Source organism: Raoultella sp., from assembly GCF_039594335.1.
In the GTDB taxonomy this organism is placed as follows: domain Bacteria; phylum Pseudomonadota; class Gammaproteobacteria; order Enterobacterales; family Enterobacteriaceae; genus Klebsiella.
The window spans coordinates 31,976-48,904 of record NZ_JBCNNS010000022.1; the positions used below are offsets into that span (position 1 = coordinate 31,976).

Here is a 16,929-nt window from a genome sequence, read left to right on the forward strand (position 1 = left end):
TCGGAAGCGGGGTGATGCTACCATTTTCAGCCAATATTAAGATGCAGCAGCGTCGGGATCTGCGAAAACAGCCACAGCAGCAGGCCGATAGCGCCGCCGACCAGAGTACCGTTGATGCGGATAAACTGCAGATCTTTGCCGATATTCAGTTCAATTTGCCGCGACATATCCCGCGCATCCCAGCTTTTGACCGTATCGCTTATGTGACGGGTCAGGAAGGCGGCAAACTCTGGCGCCACCCGATGGGCCGCCTGCTCCAGGTGTTCGTTTAGCGACTCGCGCAGCGCGTCGTCGTGGAGCAGCGTTTCACCAAACCACTGCCCGGCATCAGCAATCCGCTGTTGCATCCGCGAGTCTTCGCGGGTGACATCGTTTTTGATCCACGCCCGCAGATCGGCCCATACCTCGCTGAGGTAGCGGTTAAAGGTCTCATCATTTTTCAGGTACGCCTTTATGCCCTCCGCTTTTTCCGCCAGCAGCGGATCGGTTTTCAGGTTATCGATCAGTTTTAAGGTGGCGCGATCGAATGCCTGGCGGATCTGATGACTGCGATCCTGGGTGACTTCGTCGAGCAGGGTATTGACCGCGTCGGTCACCATGTCGGCGCTGTGCTCACCCAGCCATTCGGTGGGCAGAATTTTGGCCTTCAGCGGATGCTCGGTCTCCAGCCAGTGAACAATGCCACGGGCAATAAACGCGCGCGAGCTGTCGCGCTGTAGCAACGCAATGAGCTGGGTAATGAGCGAGTCCAGCAGCTTCTGATGGCGATGGTTGCGGGTTAATCCCTCCAGCATCATGGCGCTGGTTTGCGTCAGATCAACCTTATCAATCGCCTTATGTACCGCCCGGCGCAGCAGGCGCTGGATACGGGCATCGTCGGTCAGTTCCAGAAAACCGCTCATCACCTTCAGCAGATGATGGCCCACTCGCCGGGCGTTTTCCGGCTGACTGAACCAGTTGCCGAGCATCAGGGCAGGTTCATAGCGACGGATGAGCGCGACCAGCGAGGGGGTATCGAGAAATTTTTCCTGTACGAAATAGCCAAGATTATCGGCGATTCTGTCCTTATTGCGGGGAATAATCGCCGTATGTCGGGAGATAAAGGGCAGCGGGATACGGCGAAACAGAGCCACCACCGCGAACCAGTCGGCCAGCGCCCCGACCATCGCCGCTTCGGAGATGGCCTTTAGCGCGCTGACCCACGGTGTGGGCGGCAGCAGCAACGTAGTGATAAAAATGGCGACCGCAATCAGCAGTAGCGACAGCGCCAGCAGTTTGGCGCGTTTCAGTTCAGCTATTTTTTCCATAGGCTTAAGCATATAGCCTGACGGCGTACTCGTGCAAAAACTGCCACATAATCCAGCTGCCAAAAGCCATCAGTATGCCGCCGGCCATTCGCTCAACGCGCCAGACTACGGCGGAAAGGCGACGTTGCACCGTTGGTAGGGCAATCAGCGTCACCAGCGACAGATCCCACAGCAGCACGATACTGGTCATCCAGACTCCGCTGACGGCCTGTTGCACCAGGGTGACGTTCGGACCCAGCAGCGAGGTCATCAATGCAAGATAAAACAGGGCGTTTTTGGGATTGAGCAACGAAGAACCCAGTCCCAGAAGAAGCTGTTTTGCCAGTGACGGGCGTGAAGCTGAGGCGCTGTCGGGAGCCAGCGCCGTCGGGCGGCTTCTCAATAGCAGGCTGCCAATCCACAGCAGCCAGGCGGCGCCCAGCAACTCGACGACGGTAAACAGCAGCGGCACCTGACGCAGCACGCCCCAGCCGATAATCGCCAGTACAATGTACAGCCCGTTTCCGGCAGCGATACCGACGCACAGGCCGACGCTGCCGTGAAGACGATGGCGGATGGCGTAGCCCATCAGTAAAAAGAAATCTGGCCCCGGGCTAAGCAGAGCTACGAAGTGGGAGAGCGCCAGCGCGGGAAACGCGGGCGGGAAAAATGATGTAAACATGTCCATAGCGACCTCAGAAAGAACCTGAGATCAGCTTATGGCAAGCGGGGCGCTAATTATTGTCCGATATTGATCGGCCAAGCGCGTACTGGCGCGGCGTGGCAGCGGTATAGCTGACAAAAGTTTTGTGGAAATGGCTCTGGTCGGCAAACCCGACCTGGTAGCTGACGTCGGCGATCTCATCCCCGGCGCGCAGGCGCGTTTTGGCGAATTCGATGCGTGCCATATTCATAAAGCTGACGGGCGTCAGGCCAGTGTCCTGCTTAAAGGTTCGAATCAGCGTTTCTTTGCGCAGGGCGAACTCGTGGGCCAGAGCATCAAGAGAGGGCGGTGCCTGTAGATCGGCCGCCAGGCGACGGAAGAGCTGCACACTGATAGCGCGCAGCGGTCGTGGCGGGGTGGCGCACAACGGGAGCGCCCGGAGCAGTTGCGCGACCTGTTCGGGTAGCGTGGCCGTTTGCTGCCGATCTATCAGCGTCACGATCTGCTGATATCGTGCAAAAAACAGAGGATCACGGATCACGGGATGCGGCGCGTGCACCTGCGCCTGGCTCGGGAGAAGCGACAGCTGTTGCCGACACCACGTTATGTCGAGGTACAGCATATGGTAACTGCGCGGCCGGCCGTCGCGCGGGTTACAGCTGTGCGGCGCTTGGGCGGGGATAATGATCAGATCGCCAGGACGCAGCAGATATTCCCGCCCGTTGCACAGACAGCACGTTTCCCCTTCGATAATCGCCCCTATAGAGAGCTGCGAATGGCGGTGCCGTTTATAAGCCTGGCGGCTGTCCCGGGTGCTGCGCAGTTCCAGCCAGGGCAGGTGTTCGTCGCGCCAGAAGGTTTGCTGGATATCGCGCGTATGGCTCACGGGAGGCTCCTTAGCTGAGGGGACAGGGGGGTTATAGCACGTTCGTCCGGGGCTGTCTGCGGGCGTGACGCTCGCGTCATTGGCGGTGCAGAATCTTCCGGATATACCTAACTTTACCCGCGCGGTTAGCTATCTCTACTACCCTTAATACCTTGGGTAGTTTTTATGGCTACGTAAATCGCGAAACAAGGAGACATACGATATGGCTTATCAGACGGCGAATCCTGCAAATAATCAGCTGATTAAACAGTACGCTGCACACAGCGATGCGGATGTCGAAGCGGCGCTGCAAAAGGCGGATGCGCTCTACCATTCCGCGTGGTCGAAGGGGGATATTGACCAGCGTTTACCCGTTTTGCACAGGCTGGCGGATCTGATCGACAGTCGGGTTGAAGAGCTGGCGAAAATTGCCAGCCAGGAGATGGGGAAACTGATTGCGCAAAGCCGTGGGGAGGTGGCGCTCTGCGCGCAAATCGCCCGCTACTATGCCGATAATGCGAAATCGTTTCTGGCTCCGGTGAAATATCCCTCCGACACTGGCGAGGCCTGGGTTGAACACCATCCCATCGGCGTGCTGATGGCCGTAGAACCCTGGAACTTCCCGTATTACCAGTTGATGCGGGTACTGGCGCCAAATCTGGCGGCGGGGAACCCGGTTATCGCCAAACATGCCAGCATCGTTCCGCATTGTGCGGAGACTTTCGCCCATCTGGTGCGCGAGGCGGGAGCGCCGGATGGCGCGTGGACCAACCTCTTTATCTCCCAGGATCAGGTGGCGAAAATCATCGCCGACGATCGCGTTCAGGGGGCGGCGCTGACCGGTTCGGAAAAGGCCGGCAGCGTGGTGGCATCCCAGGCGGCAAAATACATCAAAAAGGCGACCCTTGAGTTGGGCGGCAACGATGTGTTTGTGGTACTGGACGACGCCAGTCTGGAGAAGGCGGTGAAGACTGGCGTACAGGCACGACTCAACAACGCCGGCCAGGTGTGCACCGCGGCGAAACGTTTTATCCTGCACGAAAAAATTGCTAACCAGTTCTTGAGTCAATTTACTGAAGCCTTCCGCCAGGTGAAGATCGGCGATCCGCTGGACGAGAGTACGACACTGGGTCCGCTCTCCTCGAAAGAGGCGCTGGAAACGCTGACCAGGCAGGTGGATGAGGCGGTGAAAAACGGCGCCAGACTGCATCTGGGCGGCAAACCGGTGGCGCGGGAAGGCAACTTTTTCGAACCCACCATTCTGACCGGCATTACCCGTGATAATCCGGCGTACTTCGAAGAGTTTTTCGGCCCGGTGGCGCAAATCTACGTGGTGAAGGACGACGACGAAGCGGTGAAGCTGGCGAACGATTCACACTATGGTCTGGGTGGTGCCGTATTCAGCCAGGATATCGAACGGGCGAAACGGATGGCGTCGCGGATCGAAACCGGGATGGTCTATATCAACTGGCTAACCGATACTGCGCCGGAGCTGCCGTTCGGCGGCGTGAAACGCTCTGGCTTTGGCCGCGAGCTGTCTGATCTGGGCATTAAAGAGTTTGTGAACCAGAAACTGGTGGTGGTACGCCGATAATCAGGCGTGAGGAGCTGTGAATAAAAAACCTGCCGGACGGCAGGTTTTTTGCTGTTATCGGCGGGTCAGAAGGTGATGCCGCCGCCAACATAGGCACCATCAATCAGGGTGTGGTTCGGACGACCGTCTTTCCCGTCAACGCTCACATGGCGGTAACCTGCTTTCAGCGTCACCGGGGTAATGGGGGTCCAGCTTACGCCGCCGTTGGCTTCAACGTAGTTTTTCGCGCTGTTATTCAGCCCTTCCGGCGCGGCATAACCTTCGCCGAAGAGGTGGATGCTGTCGGTCAGCGCAACGTTAACACCGCCCCCTATGGGGAACGCCACGCCGTTATCGCCTTTTTTCGGGCCCATATAGATGGCTTTGGCGCCGGCATTTAGCATCACCGGGCCAAGTTCGAGGTTGTAACCTGCGCCAACACCGCCGGTCTGGGTACCGTCATCGGTATTTTTCAGCCAGTTGCTTTCAGCATAGAGACCGGAGGAGGATTTACCCAGTTCCATATTAAGGTTGGTAAAGTTTTTACCCTGCTCAACGGTAAAGCCCATCGCCATGGCGGAGCCGGAAACTGCAGTCAGCGCGGAAAGAATAAGGATATTGAGCGTTTTCATGGTAGAGGCCTCGTCGTAAAACTAATCTGCGGACACCCTATCAAACAATTTTTACAACTGCAAATATGACCATTTTCAATTTTTTATGCTATTTTTGTTATTTAAATGCACTATCGGTGTTGTGTATTAGTTGCTTTTTCGCGGCGTCAATCATTAATGTTTTGCCGTTTAGAGTCAGTTTAGCTGTTTGGCTAAACCTGAATTGAACACACGGGGAAAATGAGTTGCAGATAAAATAGTCTACCTCCGTTATTATTTTGAAAATATTTCAATCGTAACTGATAAAAATTTTAATTTACATTTTTGCTGATGAATTGAGCGTAAGGCCGTTCATGTTCAACGCGGTATCGCTGAGTCAGGTGAAAGATTATGCCCCCGACTTCTATCAGCGCATGACGGTGTGATATGCCGAGAAGTGAGGTGACAGTTCTCTAATGTTTAATGAATTTAACTGATTTTTTTTGAATTAAAATAAAATCTTGAGATTGAATATATCTTCTGGTGTGCATTTCTTGTCAATATAGCCTTCCGACGTCCTTTCACGGAATCCATAATGGCCAGGAGCGGCGATGTACTACAGAAATGAAATCATTAGTTATTTGCAATCCAATAACATTCTCGCATTGAAACTTGATCATGCGTTGGCGGGCGTTGAAAACGCGGTGGCAGATCAGATTGCATTGACCGGTGCTGGCGCAAAACGCGCGTTGTATTACGCCTCCTGCTTTACTGATGAATATCAGGATGTTTGTCAGCGGCAAAAAACTGAGGATGTACGATTTACTCTCGCGGTCATTCGCCTTTTTCAACATGGCGATGTTGTTTATGAAATGCTCAAAGTATATTTTGAGGAAATATTTAAATACAAAACATCCGCTCAAATAGAGTACATCAAGAAAATGCTCATGGCGGTTAATATACACATTGCGGCGAGTTCCCTTAGTGGTCACGGTTTCATATTAGCAGTCACCACCTCGGTTACAGTTGGTATGAATCTAAGCCTTGATATGAGGATCTTAACGGCGCGCGCGGCGGGTATGGCGGTAACGCTCTCTGGCATATATGGGATCGTCCAGAAGGCAGCAGATAGCGCCTGTCGACTTCAGTTTACCTGGCCGACTTTTTACTCCGCACTCTATGCTCAAGGACTGGAAATGATGTATTTCCTGATAGAACCACTGTTTGAGAGAGCGGGGGCGCTTAAGGCACAATGGGCATCGGATAGTGATATTGCAGAAATTATTACCAGGATGATTCGATAATTGTCATGAATATTATTAAAAGGATTTTCTGTAGGATATTTAGGTCCTTGGTTTCGCTCCATGGGCCTGGATTGCTGACTTTGTTATTCGCAATGGCATTTATTTATTTTTTCCCCTCTGGTCCCCTCTGGCCTGTGGGGGTGTTCGCTATATTCATAATATATATATTTGCACGTTATGTGAAATGGTAAACGCCAGAAAAAAACGGTTTGTTACATTTATTTATAAGGAAGTTATATATGTCTACTCCCGCACACCTGTGGCTTGAGGATGAAAACGGTTCGCCGATTGTTGGCGGCTGTTTAATGCCCCTGCGTGCAGGTTCTATCGAATTAAAATCATTCTCGCACGGCATCACCATTCCCGTTGATCCGCACTGGGGCAAACTTACCGGTACGCGCGTTCATCGTCCGATCGCCATAGTGAAAGAAAGAGTTCGACCAGACGACACCCGTTCTGTATCGCGCGGTGTGCGAGGTCGTACCCTGAAAAAAGCGACGATCAAGATGTACCGTATTATGGCATCAGGCCTTGAAGCCGAGTATTTCAATATCGTCCTCGACAACGTCAAAATCACCACGATTGCACCGTACCTGTCACCCACCGGTCTGAGCAGCACGCACCTTGAAACACTCGAATTGCGTTATGAGGCCATCGTCTGGAAGTACACCGAAGGGAACATTATTTATCGTGATACCTGGAATGAATTCTGTACCGCCTGATGCCTTCATGCTGACCTCCTCCCTCCGGGAGAGGGAGAAGTCCGAACCGTTATTTGCGCAAGCCGGCAAACGCCGCGCGAATCTCCTCTTCCGGCAAATTAATGCCGATAAACACCAGCGTGCTGTGAGGCGCTTCATCGCCCCACGGGCGATCCCAGTCGGCGCTGTATAAGCGCTGGACGCCCTGGAACAGCAGGCGATTTGGCTCGCCGTCAATCCACAGCATCCCTTTGTAACGCATCAACTGTTCGGCGAAAGAGAGCAGCAGGTTTTCCATCACCCGCGACACTTCGCTGATATCGACCGGGTAATCCAGCTCGACCACGATAGACGCGACGTCGTTTTGCTTATCGGCGATAAAGTGGAAGCGCGGCACGCTGCTCACGACATTCTCTTCCAGCATAAAGCCGCTGGTATTAAACAGCTGGCTCAGGTCGATATCACCGTGGACTACGGTATAAACCGGCGCCCGGGCGTTGATCCGCGCCAGCCGTTCGCGCAGCTTGTCGCTGTCGCCCGCCACGTCCGTTTTCGTCAGCAGGATACGATCGGCGTAGCCCACCTGCGACTGGGCGATGGTGAACTGGTTCATCTGCTGGTCGGCATGGGCCGCATCCACCAGCGCAATTACGCCGTCAAGCAGATAGCGTTCGCAGAGAAGCTCATGGGAGAAGAAGGTCTGAATAATCGGGCCGGGGTCGGCCATGCCGGTGCACTCAATCACCAGCCGGTCAAAAGCAATGTCGCCGCGATCGCGGCTGTCGAGCAGGTCGAGCAGCGCGTCTTCCAGCTCGTTGGAACGGGTGCAGCAGATGCAGCCGTTGGTCAGGGTTTTGATCTGGGTGGCGCGGTCGCCAATCAGCTGATCGTCAACGGCGACTTCGCCAAATTCGTTTTCGATAACAGCGATTTTAAAGCCGTGTTGTTCGTTAAGAATATGGCGTAGCAGGGTGGTTTTACCCGCGCCAAGAAAACCGGTCAACAGGGTGACTGCAATCGGTGCCATGTTTGCCTCCATTAACAGCAGCGTACGCCGCCTTTGCCGTCGCCGCCGTAGCGGGCCTGCTGGCGTTCGCGAAAGAATTCGTTATAGGTCATGTAAGGCTTATCCGGATGGTTGGCCTGCATATGCTCGACGTAATTGCCGTAATCCGGAATGCCAATCAGCATTTTGGCTGCCTGACCGAGGTATTTTTTTGCTTCGTCTAAGTTACCAAACATCGTGAGTTCCAGATAGAAAAAGCCCGGTGGCGCTACGCTGACCGGGCCTACAGGACCTTTGTAGACCGGATAAACGTAGCGCTATCCGGCATTAAGGCTTAGTGATGGGAAGAGGTTTTCACGCCACCTTCCGGAACAGGTACGTACGGGGTCTCTTTGTCGGTACGCACTGTATTGTTACGTACATTGAGCCACGTTTTGATGCCGTAGAAGATGATGCTGTAAACCACCACCAGGAACAGAATACTCAGACCGGCGTTAGTGTAGTTGTTCACCACGATATGGTTCATGTTAGCAATCTGCTGTGCGGTCAGCTCGCCGCCGGAAGCAATCTTCTCTTTATACTGCTGCGCCATGAAGAAGAAGCCTTCCATCTGCGGGTTGGTGCTGAACAATTTCAGACCCAGTGCCCAGGTGGTGCACAGCAGCAGCCATGCGGCCGGGATCACGGTAACCCAGATGTATTTGGTACGCTGCATTTTGACCAGTACCACGGTGCCAAGCACCAGTGCAACGGCGGCCAGCATTTGGTTCGAGATACCGAACAGCGGCCACAGGCTCTTCACGCCGCCCAGCGGGTCGACCACGCCCTGATACAGCAGATAGCCCCACAGCCCGACGCAGCCCGCGGTACCAATCACACCCGCGACCAGCGAGTCGGTTTTCTTCAGGAATGGGACGAAGTTGCCCAGCAGATCCTGCAGCATAAAGCGGCCTGCGCGAGTACCGGCATCCAGCGCGGTAAGGATGAACAGCGCTTCAAACAGAATACCGAAGTGGTACCAGAAGCCCATATCCGCCATCGGCATAATTTTGTGGAACACGTGAGCGATACCGACGGCCAGGGTCGGCGCGCCGCCCGCACGGTTCAGTACCGATGGTTCGCCGATATCTTTCGCCGTCTGCAGGATTTGCTCAGGCGAAATCACAAAGCCCCAGGAACTGACGGTCGCCGCTGCGTGCGCGGTCACATCCTTCAACTGTGCGGCAATCAACGCGGCGTTTTCACCGCCCATTTCGTGCAGGTTCGGCATGGTGATGCCGAGGCCCGCTGGCGGGGTGTTCATCGCGAAGTAGAGGCCCGGCTCAATGATCGACGCCGCAACCAGCGCCATTACCGCCACAAAGGACTCCATCAGCATCGCGCCGTAGCCGATAAAGCGGGCGTCGGTTTCGTTAGCCAGCAGCTTCGGCGTAGTGCCGGAGGCGATCAGCGCGTGGAAGCCAGACACCGCGCCACAGGCGATAGTGATAAACAGGAACGGGAACAGCGCACCTTTCCACAGCGGGCCGGTGCCATCGATGTACTGGGTCACTGCCGGCATTTTCAGATCCGGGTTGAGGATCATGATGCCCAGCGCCAGGCCGACGATAACGCCGATTTTCAGGAAGGTTGCGAGGTAATCACGCGGCGCCAGAATCAGCCACACCGGCAGCAGCGCGGAGATAAACGCGTAGCCGATCAGGGTAAAGGTAATGGTGGTGTCTTTAAAGGTCAGTGCCGGACCCCAGTACGGGTCGTGGGCAATGAGGCCGCCGAAGTAAATGGACGCAACCAGCAGGACGATACCAATCACCGACACTTCACCCACGCGACCCGGGCGCAGGAAGCGCATATAGATCCCCATAAACAGGGCAATCGGTACGGTCGAGCAGACGGTGAAGACGCCCCACGGGCTTTCTGCCAGCGCTTTCACCACGATCAGCGCCAGTACCGCGAGGATGATGATCATAATCAGGAAGCAGCCGAACAGCGCAATCGAACCCGGAACTGGCCCCATCTCTTGCTTGATCATCTCACCCAGCGAAGCACCGTTACGGCGCGAGGAGATAAACAGCACCATAAAGTCCTGTACTGCCCCGGCCAGCACCACCCCCGCCAGCAGCCACAGAGTACCCGGCAGGTAGCCCATTTGCGCGGCGAGCACCGGGCCTACCAGCGGACCGGCGCCAGCGATCGCGGCAAAGTGGTGGCCGAACAGCACGTAGCGGTTGGTCGGGACGTAGTTCAGACCATCGTTGTTAATGACCGCAGGTGTAGAACGTGTAGGGTCGAGCTTCATCACCTTTTGCGCGATATACAGGCTGTAATAGCGGTAGGCGACAAGGTAGACGGAAACCGACGCCACCACGATCCACAGTGCACTGACGTGCTCACCGCGGCGCAGAGCGACGACTGAGAGGCAAAATGCCCCGATGATTCCAAGAATCACCCAGGGTATGTGCTTGAATAACTTTTTAGTATCCATAGTAAAACCTGGCGTTAATAAGATGAATAATGGGCCGAAGCCGTTTGGTTTTGAGTTAGGGTTGGTGAGGTATTGGTTAGCTATGCTGGAGACGATCTTGCCAGAACTCCGCGCGCGTAAAGTTGGGTAAATCTGCGAGTGGTTATATGCAGGGTTAAGCGGTTACCAGGCAGGATAAGCGGTTGGGCAGGAAATGAGCAGTGGGTAAACATGTGATTGAGATCACAAGATTTTTTTTCACCTCTTTTCCCTCCCCAATGGGAGGAGGAAAAAGAGGTGAGGAGAGAGAAAAAGACAGAGAAAAGAGAATGTCAGAAGCGAAGGTGGCAGAACGCTATACCGCGATCTCCATTTCCATCATCACCGGATGGAAACGGCGCTTAAAATAAATCAGCCCATGGCCTTCCTGGCTCAAAGTGATGTTCTTGATCTCGACCAGATAAACCAGGTGGCTACCGATGGTCTGCACCTGGCTTATTTGTCCTTCGAGGCTGGCCAGCGCCCCTTGCAGAACCGGTTGTCCCAGCCCCCCCTTTTGCCAGCAGGAGAGGCTAAAGCGCTCTTCCATGGCCATCCCGGTCATGCCAGCGAAATGGCGGGCCATCACTTCCTGTTCATGATTCAGCACGTTAACGCACAGTTTGCCGTTGCCCTGGAATACCGGGTTCATTGCGCTGTTGGCATTGATGCACACCATGACCGACGGCGGCGTATCGGTTACTGAGCACACGGCGGTGGCGGTAATGCCGCAGCAGCCAGCGTCGCCCTCGGTGGTAATGACGTTGACCGCAGCCGACAGGCTGGACATGGCATCGCGAAAACGCAGACGTTGTTCATCTAATTGCATTGTGACCTCCCGCTGCGAATTACTTCAGCAGCTTATCCAACATATTGATATCAGAGTTGTTGTGCAGGTGTGGTACCGTCCAGCCGTTCTGGTCGTACTCGGACAGGCAGCGGTCGACCATCGCCATCATTTTGTCCATGTTGCCGGAGCTTTGTGCCTGACGCAGACACTGCAGGCGGATTTCGTCCTGGCTCCCGGAATAGTTGATTTCATACAGCTCGTGGCGGCCGCCGAATTCGCTGCCGATGGCGTCCCACATCAGCTTGAGGATCTTGATTCGCTCGACGTGGTCCATGCCGTTGGAGCCGCGAACGTATTTGGCCAGATAGTGGTCGATCTGCGGATTGTTCAAATCGCGTGCGCTGGAAGGCAGGTAGATCAGGCCACTGGTCACGTTACGTTCGATAATATTTTTGATCCTGGCGTAGGCCATCGGCGCCATGACGCGGTAGGTTTGCAGCGCGGCGTGATCCGGCAGCCAGGCGCCATTCACCCACGGTGTTGCTTCGGAACACATGGAGTCGCTCAGCGCCCAGAACATATTGCGCCAGGCGACCACTTCGCCGAGATCGGCCTGCACGCCGCGGAACTCCATGGTACCGGTACATTCCAGCGAGCGCTTGAGCAGGGCGGTGATAAAGTCGAGTTTGACCGCCAGGCGTACACAGGCCTGCAGCGGATACATGCGCGCAAAGCCGCCTTCCATCGTCCAGCGACGGCAGCGGTCGAAATCGCGATAGATCAGCACGTTTTCCCACGGAATCAGCACATTATCCATCACCAGGATCGCATCGTTTTCGTCAAAGCGGCTGGAGAGCGGATAGTCGTACGGCGAGCCGGTGACCCCGGCAACCATCTCATAGGAGGCGCGGGAGATCAGTTTGACGCCTTCGGCATCCATAGGGGCGATGAACATCAGGGCGAAGTCCGGGTTTTCCCCCATCACCTGCGCAGAACCAAAACCGATCATGTTGTAGTGGGTCAGCGCCGAGTTGGTGGCGACCACTTTCGCGCCGCTGACGATGATCCCGGCGTCGGTCTCTTTTTCCAGCTTGATGTAGACGTCTTTCACTTCGTCGGCCGGTTTATGACGGTCAATCGGCGGGTTGACGATAGCGTGGTTAAAGTACAGGCCGGTTTCCTGAATGCGGGTGTACCAGCTGCGGGCGTTCTGTTCGAACTGGCCGTAGAAGGCCGGGTTGGCGCCCAGCGCGCAGCCAAAGGCGGCTTTGTAATCCGGGGTGCGGCCCATCCAGCCGTAGCTCAGGCGTGACCACTCGGCAATCGCGTCGCGCTGCTGGCGCAGGTCGTCGGCGCTTTTTGCCACGCGGAAGAATTTATGGGTATAGCCGCCGCTGCCGGTATCGGTGTTCCAGCACAGGGTGTCCTGCATTTCCGGTTTGTGCAGCGCATCGTACAACTGAGCGACGGAGGCGGCGGCGTTGCGGAAGGCCGGATGTGTGGTGACGTCTTTGACACGCTCGCCGTAGATGTAAATTTCGCGGCCATCCTGCAGGCTTTTCAGGTACTCTTCACCGGTTAACGGACGTTTCGCGTCTGCGCGGAAATTTTCAGGTTTCATAGGGGCCTCTTCAGTATTTATCGAAATATCCCGTCCTGCTTCCGGCTGCCTGTCTGGTGGCTGCCTGCGAATGATTTCGGGTATTGATGTTAAATTTATGTTTTGTTTTTGTTGTTTGATTGAAGCGGTTATTGCGCTATTGGTGAAGGGACGTTTGCGACAACGGTAGGTACTTTTCAGGTGGCGTGTGGTTCTGCGATCGAGGTGGTGTTTTCGCTGCAGGAGCCAGCCTTTTCCCGGCGGTGCGACGCTGGGCGGGCGACGTTACTGTCGGTTTTTCGGCGGGTGGCGGCTGACGCCTGACCCGGGCTACCGGAGCAGGCCGTAGCCCCGGTAAGCGCAGCGCGACCGGGGGAAGTTCGGTGTTGTAGGCAAATGCCGGGAAATTACGATACCGGCACTTTTTGCGTTCTGAATGTGCTCGGCGAGCAGCCGACTAACCGATTAAAAAATCGTGCAAAATAGGCGGGATCTTTAAACCCCAATTGCCAGGCTATCTCATTGACCGCGCTGTCGGAAAACAGCAGCAGCCGTTTAGCCTCGCGTAGCTGTCGGTCGAAGATCAGCCGCTTTGGCGGCCGGTTGGCAAAGCGCCGGCAGATGTCGGTCAACCGTGATTCGGTAATGTGCAGCTCGCTGGCATAGTCTGGTACCGCCCAGTGCTGGTGGTAGTGGCTGTCGATCATCTGGTTAAAGCGCTGAAACAGCTTCAACTCGCCGCGCATCCCGTTGGCAGCATGATCGTCGAGCCTGGCGTTACGTAACAGCAGAGTGAACACCGCCTGCGCCAGCAGCGTCAGGGTATGTTCTCGCCCTGGCCGCCGGGCGGTTGATTCGCGTTCAATCAGCTGCCAGTAATGCGCCAGCGCCGCCAGTTCATCGGGTTTATCCGCCAGCGACAAACACATTCCCGGCAGCCCGAACGCTTCTCGTGTCCCGGGATAGAGAACCTCCAGCAGCGGCCAAATCAGATCTTCGCGCACCGTCAGCACGTGCCCGTCGCTGTCGGATTCGGTAATAAACGCGTGCGGTACCGACGGTGGCGTCAGGACAAACAGCGGCGCTTGCACCGAGTAGCGGTGATCGTCGAGCTGCAGTTCAATCTGCCCGGTATCGAGAAAGTGCATCTGAAAATACTGGTCGTGTCGATGCGCCTGCATGTCGCGGCCAAAAAAGGCCGCCATGCGGGCAAACGACTGATAGTGCACATCCTCGGTCCCCAGACTCTCATCGTAATCTTTGTTGATATCGATATTGACGATTGAGGGCTGACACATGGGCACTCCTTAATGACTTTTCTGTACGGCGAGTCCTGCCTCTGCAGCGGCGTCTTCCCGCGGACTCATCGGAATTCTGCTCAGTACCAGCGCGCCGACGATCAGCAGTGCGGCGACAAACCACAGTCCGGAGCTAAAACTGCCGGTGGTATCGCGCAGAATTCCGATCAGCAGGGGGCTGACGGCGGATCCGACGTTGCCGATAGCGTTGATAACCGCCAGTGCGACCGCCCGCGATTGCAGGCTGATCACCCGATCCGGGGTGGTCCAGAAAATCGCCATTGCGGTAAAGGAGCCCACGGAGGCCATGATGATACCGATCAGCTGGATCAGGCCGTGGTGGGTGGCGGAGGCCAGCAGCCATCCGCCAGCAGCGAACAGATAGGGCAGGATGGTATGCATCTTGCGCTCTTTACGCCGGTCGGATCGCCGGCTCCACCAGATCATCCCGAAAATCGTACAGAACTGCGGAATCGCCGCCAGCATTCCAATCACAATGTTGCTACTGCCGGTGTTGAAGCTTTGCAGGATCTGCGGAGTCCAGATATTAATCGCGCTCAGGGTATTGGTCAGACAGAAGTAGGCGAGCGTATACATCAGCACCGCCGGCGTCAGCACTTCCCGCAGAGTAGAACGTCCGGAGGTCGGGAGGACGGTGGCGTTTTCGCGCTCGCGGTCAATCATTGATTTCAGCGCCAGCTTCTCTTCTTTATCCAGCCAACTGGCCTGATCCGGGGTATCGTTGAGGAAGAACCAGGTCACCACGCCGAGCGCCACTGACGGCAGGCCTTCCAGCAGGAACAGCCACTGCCAGCCCTTCAGGTTCCACAGGCCGTCAAGCGCCAGAATATAACCGGAGAGAATGGACCCGAGCATCATGGTCACCGGCATCGCTATCATAAACAGGGCGTTGGCACGGGCGCGGTGATAGGCCGGGAACCACCAGGTCAGGTAGACCAGGATCCCTGGCAGGAAGCCGGCTTCAGCGATACCGACCAGCATGCGCAGGAGATACAGCGTATGCGGATTGGTGGCAAACATCGTACAGGTTGACGCGATCCCCCACACCACCATGATCCCGGCGATCCAGCGGCGGGCGCCGATCTTCGCCAGCATGATATTGCTGGGGATCCCGCACAGCACGTAGGTGACGTAAAACAGCGTCGCCGCCAGACCAAACATGGTGGAGGTCAGACCGAGATCTTTGCCCATCGTCAGCCCGGCGAAGCCGATATTAATGCGGTCCAGAAACGAGAAAACAAACAGCACGAACAGGAAGGTGATGAGTCGGCGGAACAGCTTTTTGATCACCCGGTTTTCTACTTCAACGACTTTGTTTTCATTAGGTTGCAGGGTAGAGGTTGTCATGATGCGCTCCACATTATCCGTTCAGTAGACGGTTTTATTGTTATCAGTTGTGGTGATGATTGCGTCGGTAAAACGTGTTGCCAGCGCTTCTGCGCTGCGGGCCAGCAGAGTGGTGTCAACGCCGACGGCGACGAACAGCGCCCCCATTTCAAGGTAGCGTTTCGCCAGTTGTTCATTGGCCATCAGAATACCCGGGGCTTTACCCGCCTCGCGAATCAGGATGATGGCGCTTTCAATGGCCGCCTGCACCTCTGGATGCTGCGGATTACCGCCGAAGCCCATATCCGCGCTCAGATCCGCCGGGCCGATAAACACACCGTTGACGCCTTCTACCGCGAGAATCTGCGGCAGGTTTTGCAACGCCTCGCGGGTTTCAATCTGTACCAGCACGCACATGGCATCGTTAGCCTGATGGAGATAATCCGTGACGCGATTCCAGCGCGAGGCGCGGGCGAGGGCGCTGCCGACGCCGCGAATACCGGCCGGAGGATAGCGGGTGGCTTTCACCGCCAGCCGTGCTTCATCGGCGTTTTGCACCATCGGCACCAGCAACGTCTGTGCGCCGATATCCAGCAATTGCTTAATCTGCACCGGGTCGTTCCACGACGGGCGAACCACCGGTTGACTGGGGTAGGGGGCGATCGCCTGCAGTTGGGTCAGCACCGTTTGTACATTATTCGGCGCGTGTTCGCCGTCGATCAGCAGCCAGTCAAACCCGGCACCGGCCAGCAGTTCGGCGCTGTAGCTGCTGGTAAGCCCCAGCCACAGGCCGATCTGCGGGCGGCCCGCTTTTAAGGCGTCTTTAAAGGTGTTATTCATCATGTTCCTCCTAGACAAACCGGCAACTGATCGCGCCCATGTTGTCGTAATCGACGTGGAAGGTGTCGCCCTTGCGCGCCGGGACCGGGCGGGTAAATGAGCCGCCGAGGATGATCTGCCCAGCTTCCAGCTGGACGTCGTAAGGCGCCAGTTTATTCGCCAGCCAGGCGACGCCGTTCGCCGGGTGGTTCAGTACCCCAGCGGCAACACCGGTCTCTTCGATCACTCCGTTGCGGTACAGCAGGGCGGAGATCCAGCGCAGATCCAGATTGTCGGGCTTAATCGGGCGCCCACCGAGGATCACCCCGGCGTTGGCGGCATTATCGGAGATGGTGTCGAAGACTTTGCGCGGAAGCTGGGTTTGCGGATCGACGTTGTGGCAACGGGCGTCGATCAACTCCAGCGCCGGGATCACATAGTCGGTGGCGTTATAGACGTCGAACAGGGTGCTGTTTGGGCCACGCAGCGGTTTTGCCAGCACGAAAGCCAGCTCGACTTCAATCCGCGGCACGATAAAACGGTCGGTCGGAATGTCGCTACCATCGTGAAAAAACATATCATC

16 protein-coding genes are annotated in these 16,929 nt (G+C 56.0%); 3 read left to right on the forward strand and 13 right to left on the reverse strand.

Annotated elements, in window-relative coordinates; all coding sequences use genetic code 11:
- Positions 1 to 26: 26 nt before the first annotated feature.
- Genes ACZAHD_RS05920 through ACZAHD_RS05930 form a run of 3 tightly spaced genes read right to left on the reverse strand, consistent with a single transcriptional unit; the run spans position 27 to position 2,836 of the window.
- Positions 27 to 1,319 (reverse strand): DUF445 domain-containing protein, encoded by a 1,293-nt coding sequence (locus ACZAHD_RS05920; protein ID WP_462455948.1) that lies wholly within the window; start codon positions 1,317 to 1,319, stop codon positions 27 to 29.
- Entirely contained in the window at positions 1,312 to 1,974 is a 663-nt protein-coding gene (locus ACZAHD_RS05925) for a LysE family translocator (protein WP_462455949.1), read from the reverse strand. The genes ACZAHD_RS05920 and ACZAHD_RS05925 overlap by 8 nt, the downstream gene beginning before the upstream one ends.
- Positions 1,975 to 2,020: 46 nt before the next feature.
- The gene (locus tag ACZAHD_RS05930) at positions 2,021 to 2,836 is read right to left on the reverse strand and encodes an AraC family transcriptional regulator (protein WP_462455950.1); all 816 of its coding nucleotides are present in this window, start codon (positions 2,834 to 2,836) and stop codon (positions 2,021 to 2,023) included.
- A gap of 202 nt (positions 2,837 to 3,038) precedes the next feature.
- Between ACZAHD_RS05930 and ACZAHD_RS05935 the strand changes: the two genes are divergently transcribed.
- Positions 3,039 to 4,409, forward strand: coding sequence for an NAD-dependent succinate-semialdehyde dehydrogenase (locus ACZAHD_RS05935; protein ID WP_462455951.1), 1,371 nt, complete (start codon positions 3,039 to 3,041; stop codon positions 4,407 to 4,409).
- Positions 4,410 to 4,474: 65 nt separating this feature from the next.
- On the opposite strand, the gene ACZAHD_RS05940 is transcribed toward ACZAHD_RS05935, so the two are convergent.
- A complete protein-coding gene (locus ACZAHD_RS05940) occupies positions 4,475 to 5,020 on the reverse strand; it encodes a YfaZ family outer membrane protein (RefSeq protein ID WP_462455952.1) in 546 nt (181 codons plus the stop codon).
- Between the two features lie 569 nt (positions 5,021 to 5,589).
- Here ACZAHD_RS05940 and ACZAHD_RS05945 point away from each other — a divergent pair.
- Positions 5,590 to 6,282, forward strand: a complete 693-nt coding sequence (locus ACZAHD_RS05945) for a hypothetical protein (protein ID WP_462455953.1) — start codon at positions 5,590 to 5,592, stop codon at positions 6,280 to 6,282.
- Positions 6,283 to 6,521: 239 nt separating this feature from the next.
- On the forward strand, positions 6,522 to 7,004 hold the full coding sequence (locus tag ACZAHD_RS05950) for an Hcp family type VI secretion system effector (protein ID WP_462455954.1): 483 nt from the start codon (positions 6,522 to 6,524) through the stop codon (positions 7,002 to 7,004).
- 49 nt (positions 7,005 to 7,053) lie between these two features.
- On the opposite strand, the gene yjiA is transcribed toward ACZAHD_RS05950, so the two are convergent.
- The 9 genes from yjiA to ACZAHD_RS05995 all read right to left on the reverse strand — a co-directional run.
- Positions 7,054 to 8,010: a GTPase gene (gene yjiA, locus ACZAHD_RS05955; RefSeq protein ID WP_462455955.1), complete on the reverse strand. Its 957-nt coding sequence runs from the start codon at positions 8,008 to 8,010 to the stop codon at positions 7,054 to 7,056.
- A gap of 11 nt (positions 8,011 to 8,021) precedes the next feature.
- Positions 8,022 to 8,225 carry a YbdD/YjiX family protein gene (locus tag ACZAHD_RS05960; protein WP_462455956.1) on the reverse strand — a complete coding sequence of 68 codons (204 nt, stop codon included), beginning with the start codon at positions 8,223 to 8,225 and terminating at the stop codon, positions 8,022 to 8,024.
- Between the two features lie 98 nt (positions 8,226 to 8,323).
- Complete coding sequence (locus tag ACZAHD_RS05965) at positions 8,324 to 10,474, reverse strand: carbon starvation CstA family protein (protein ID WP_462455957.1); 2,151 nt, start codon at positions 10,472 to 10,474, stop codon at positions 8,324 to 8,326.
- A gap of 334 nt (positions 10,475 to 10,808) precedes the next feature.
- Positions 10,809 to 11,321 carry a 4-hydroxyphenylacetate 3-monooxygenase reductase subunit gene (locus tag ACZAHD_RS05970; protein ID WP_462455958.1) on the reverse strand — a complete coding sequence of 171 codons (513 nt, stop codon included), beginning with the start codon at positions 11,319 to 11,321 and terminating at the stop codon, positions 10,809 to 10,811.
- A gap of 19 nt (positions 11,322 to 11,340) precedes the next feature.
- Entirely contained in the window at positions 11,341 to 12,903 is a 1,563-nt protein-coding gene (gene hpaB, locus ACZAHD_RS05975) for a 4-hydroxyphenylacetate 3-monooxygenase, oxygenase component (protein WP_462455959.1), read from the reverse strand.
- Positions 12,904 to 13,289: 386 nt separating this feature from the next.
- Complete coding sequence (gene hpaA, locus ACZAHD_RS05980; protein WP_462455960.1) at positions 13,290 to 14,180, reverse strand: 4-hydroxyphenylacetate catabolism regulatory protein HpaA; 891 nt, start codon at positions 14,178 to 14,180, stop codon at positions 13,290 to 13,292.
- 9 nt (positions 14,181 to 14,189) lie between these two features.
- Positions 14,190 to 15,548, reverse strand: a complete 1,359-nt coding sequence (gene hpaX, locus ACZAHD_RS05985) for a 4-hydroxyphenylacetate permease (protein WP_462455961.1) — start codon at positions 15,546 to 15,548, stop codon at positions 14,190 to 14,192.
- Between the two features lie 21 nt (positions 15,549 to 15,569).
- Complete coding sequence (hpaI, locus tag ACZAHD_RS05990; protein WP_462455963.1) at positions 15,570 to 16,367, reverse strand: 4-hydroxy-2-oxoheptanedioate aldolase; 798 nt, start codon at positions 16,365 to 16,367, stop codon at positions 15,570 to 15,572.
- Between the two features lie 10 nt (positions 16,368 to 16,377).
- Positions 16,378 to 16,929, reverse strand: a 552-nt coding sequence (locus tag ACZAHD_RS05995; RefSeq protein WP_462455962.1) for a fumarylacetoacetate hydrolase family protein, incomplete at its 5' end; no start/stop codon positions are given.

Coding starts and splice junctions, on each gene's coding strand:
- hpaA (WP_462455960.1), bottom strand. CDS start 14,180: ATGTGTCAGCCCTCAATCGTCAATATCGATATCAACAAAGATTACGAT.
- yjiA (WP_462455955.1), bottom strand. CDS start 8,010: ATGGCACCGATTGCAGTCACCCTGTTGACCGGTTTTCTTGGCGCGGGT.
- hpaX (WP_462455961.1), bottom strand. CDS start 15,548: ATGACAACCTCTACCCTGCAACCTAATGAAAACAAAGTCGTTGAAGTA.
- ACZAHD_RS05960 (WP_462455956.1), bottom strand. CDS start 8,225: ATGTTTGGTAACTTAGACGAAGCAAAAAAATACCTCGGTCAGGCAGCC.
- hpaI (WP_462455963.1), bottom strand. CDS start 16,367: ATGAATAACACCTTTAAAGACGCCTTAAAAGCGGGCCGCCCGCAGATC.
- ACZAHD_RS05970 (WP_462455958.1), bottom strand. CDS start 11,321: ATGCAATTAGATGAACAACGTCTGCGTTTTCGCGATGCCATGTCCAGC.
- ACZAHD_RS05940 (WP_462455952.1), bottom strand. CDS start 5,020: ATGAAAACGCTCAATATCCTTATTCTTTCCGCGCTGACTGCAGTTTCC.
- ACZAHD_RS05920 (WP_462455948.1), bottom strand. CDS start 1,319: ATGCTTAAGCCTATGGAAAAAATAGCTGAACTGAAACGCGCCAAACTG.
- hpaB (WP_462455959.1), bottom strand. CDS start 12,903: ATGAAACCTGAAAATTTCCGCGCAGACGCGAAACGTCCGTTAACCGGT.
- ACZAHD_RS05925 (WP_462455949.1), bottom strand. CDS start 1,974: ATGGACATGTTTACATCATTTTTCCCGCCCGCGTTTCCCGCGCTGGCG.
- ACZAHD_RS05965 (WP_462455957.1), bottom strand. CDS start 10,474: ATGGATACTAAAAAGTTATTCAAGCACATACCCTGGGTGATTCTTGGA.
- ACZAHD_RS05935 (WP_462455951.1), top strand. CDS start 3,039: ATGGCTTATCAGACGGCGAATCCTGCAAATAATCAGCTGATTAAACAG.
- ACZAHD_RS05950 (WP_462455954.1), top strand. CDS start 6,522: ATGTCTACTCCCGCACACCTGTGGCTTGAGGATGAAAACGGTTCGCCG.
- ACZAHD_RS05945 (WP_462455953.1), top strand. CDS start 5,590: ATGTACTACAGAAATGAAATCATTAGTTATTTGCAATCCAATAACATT.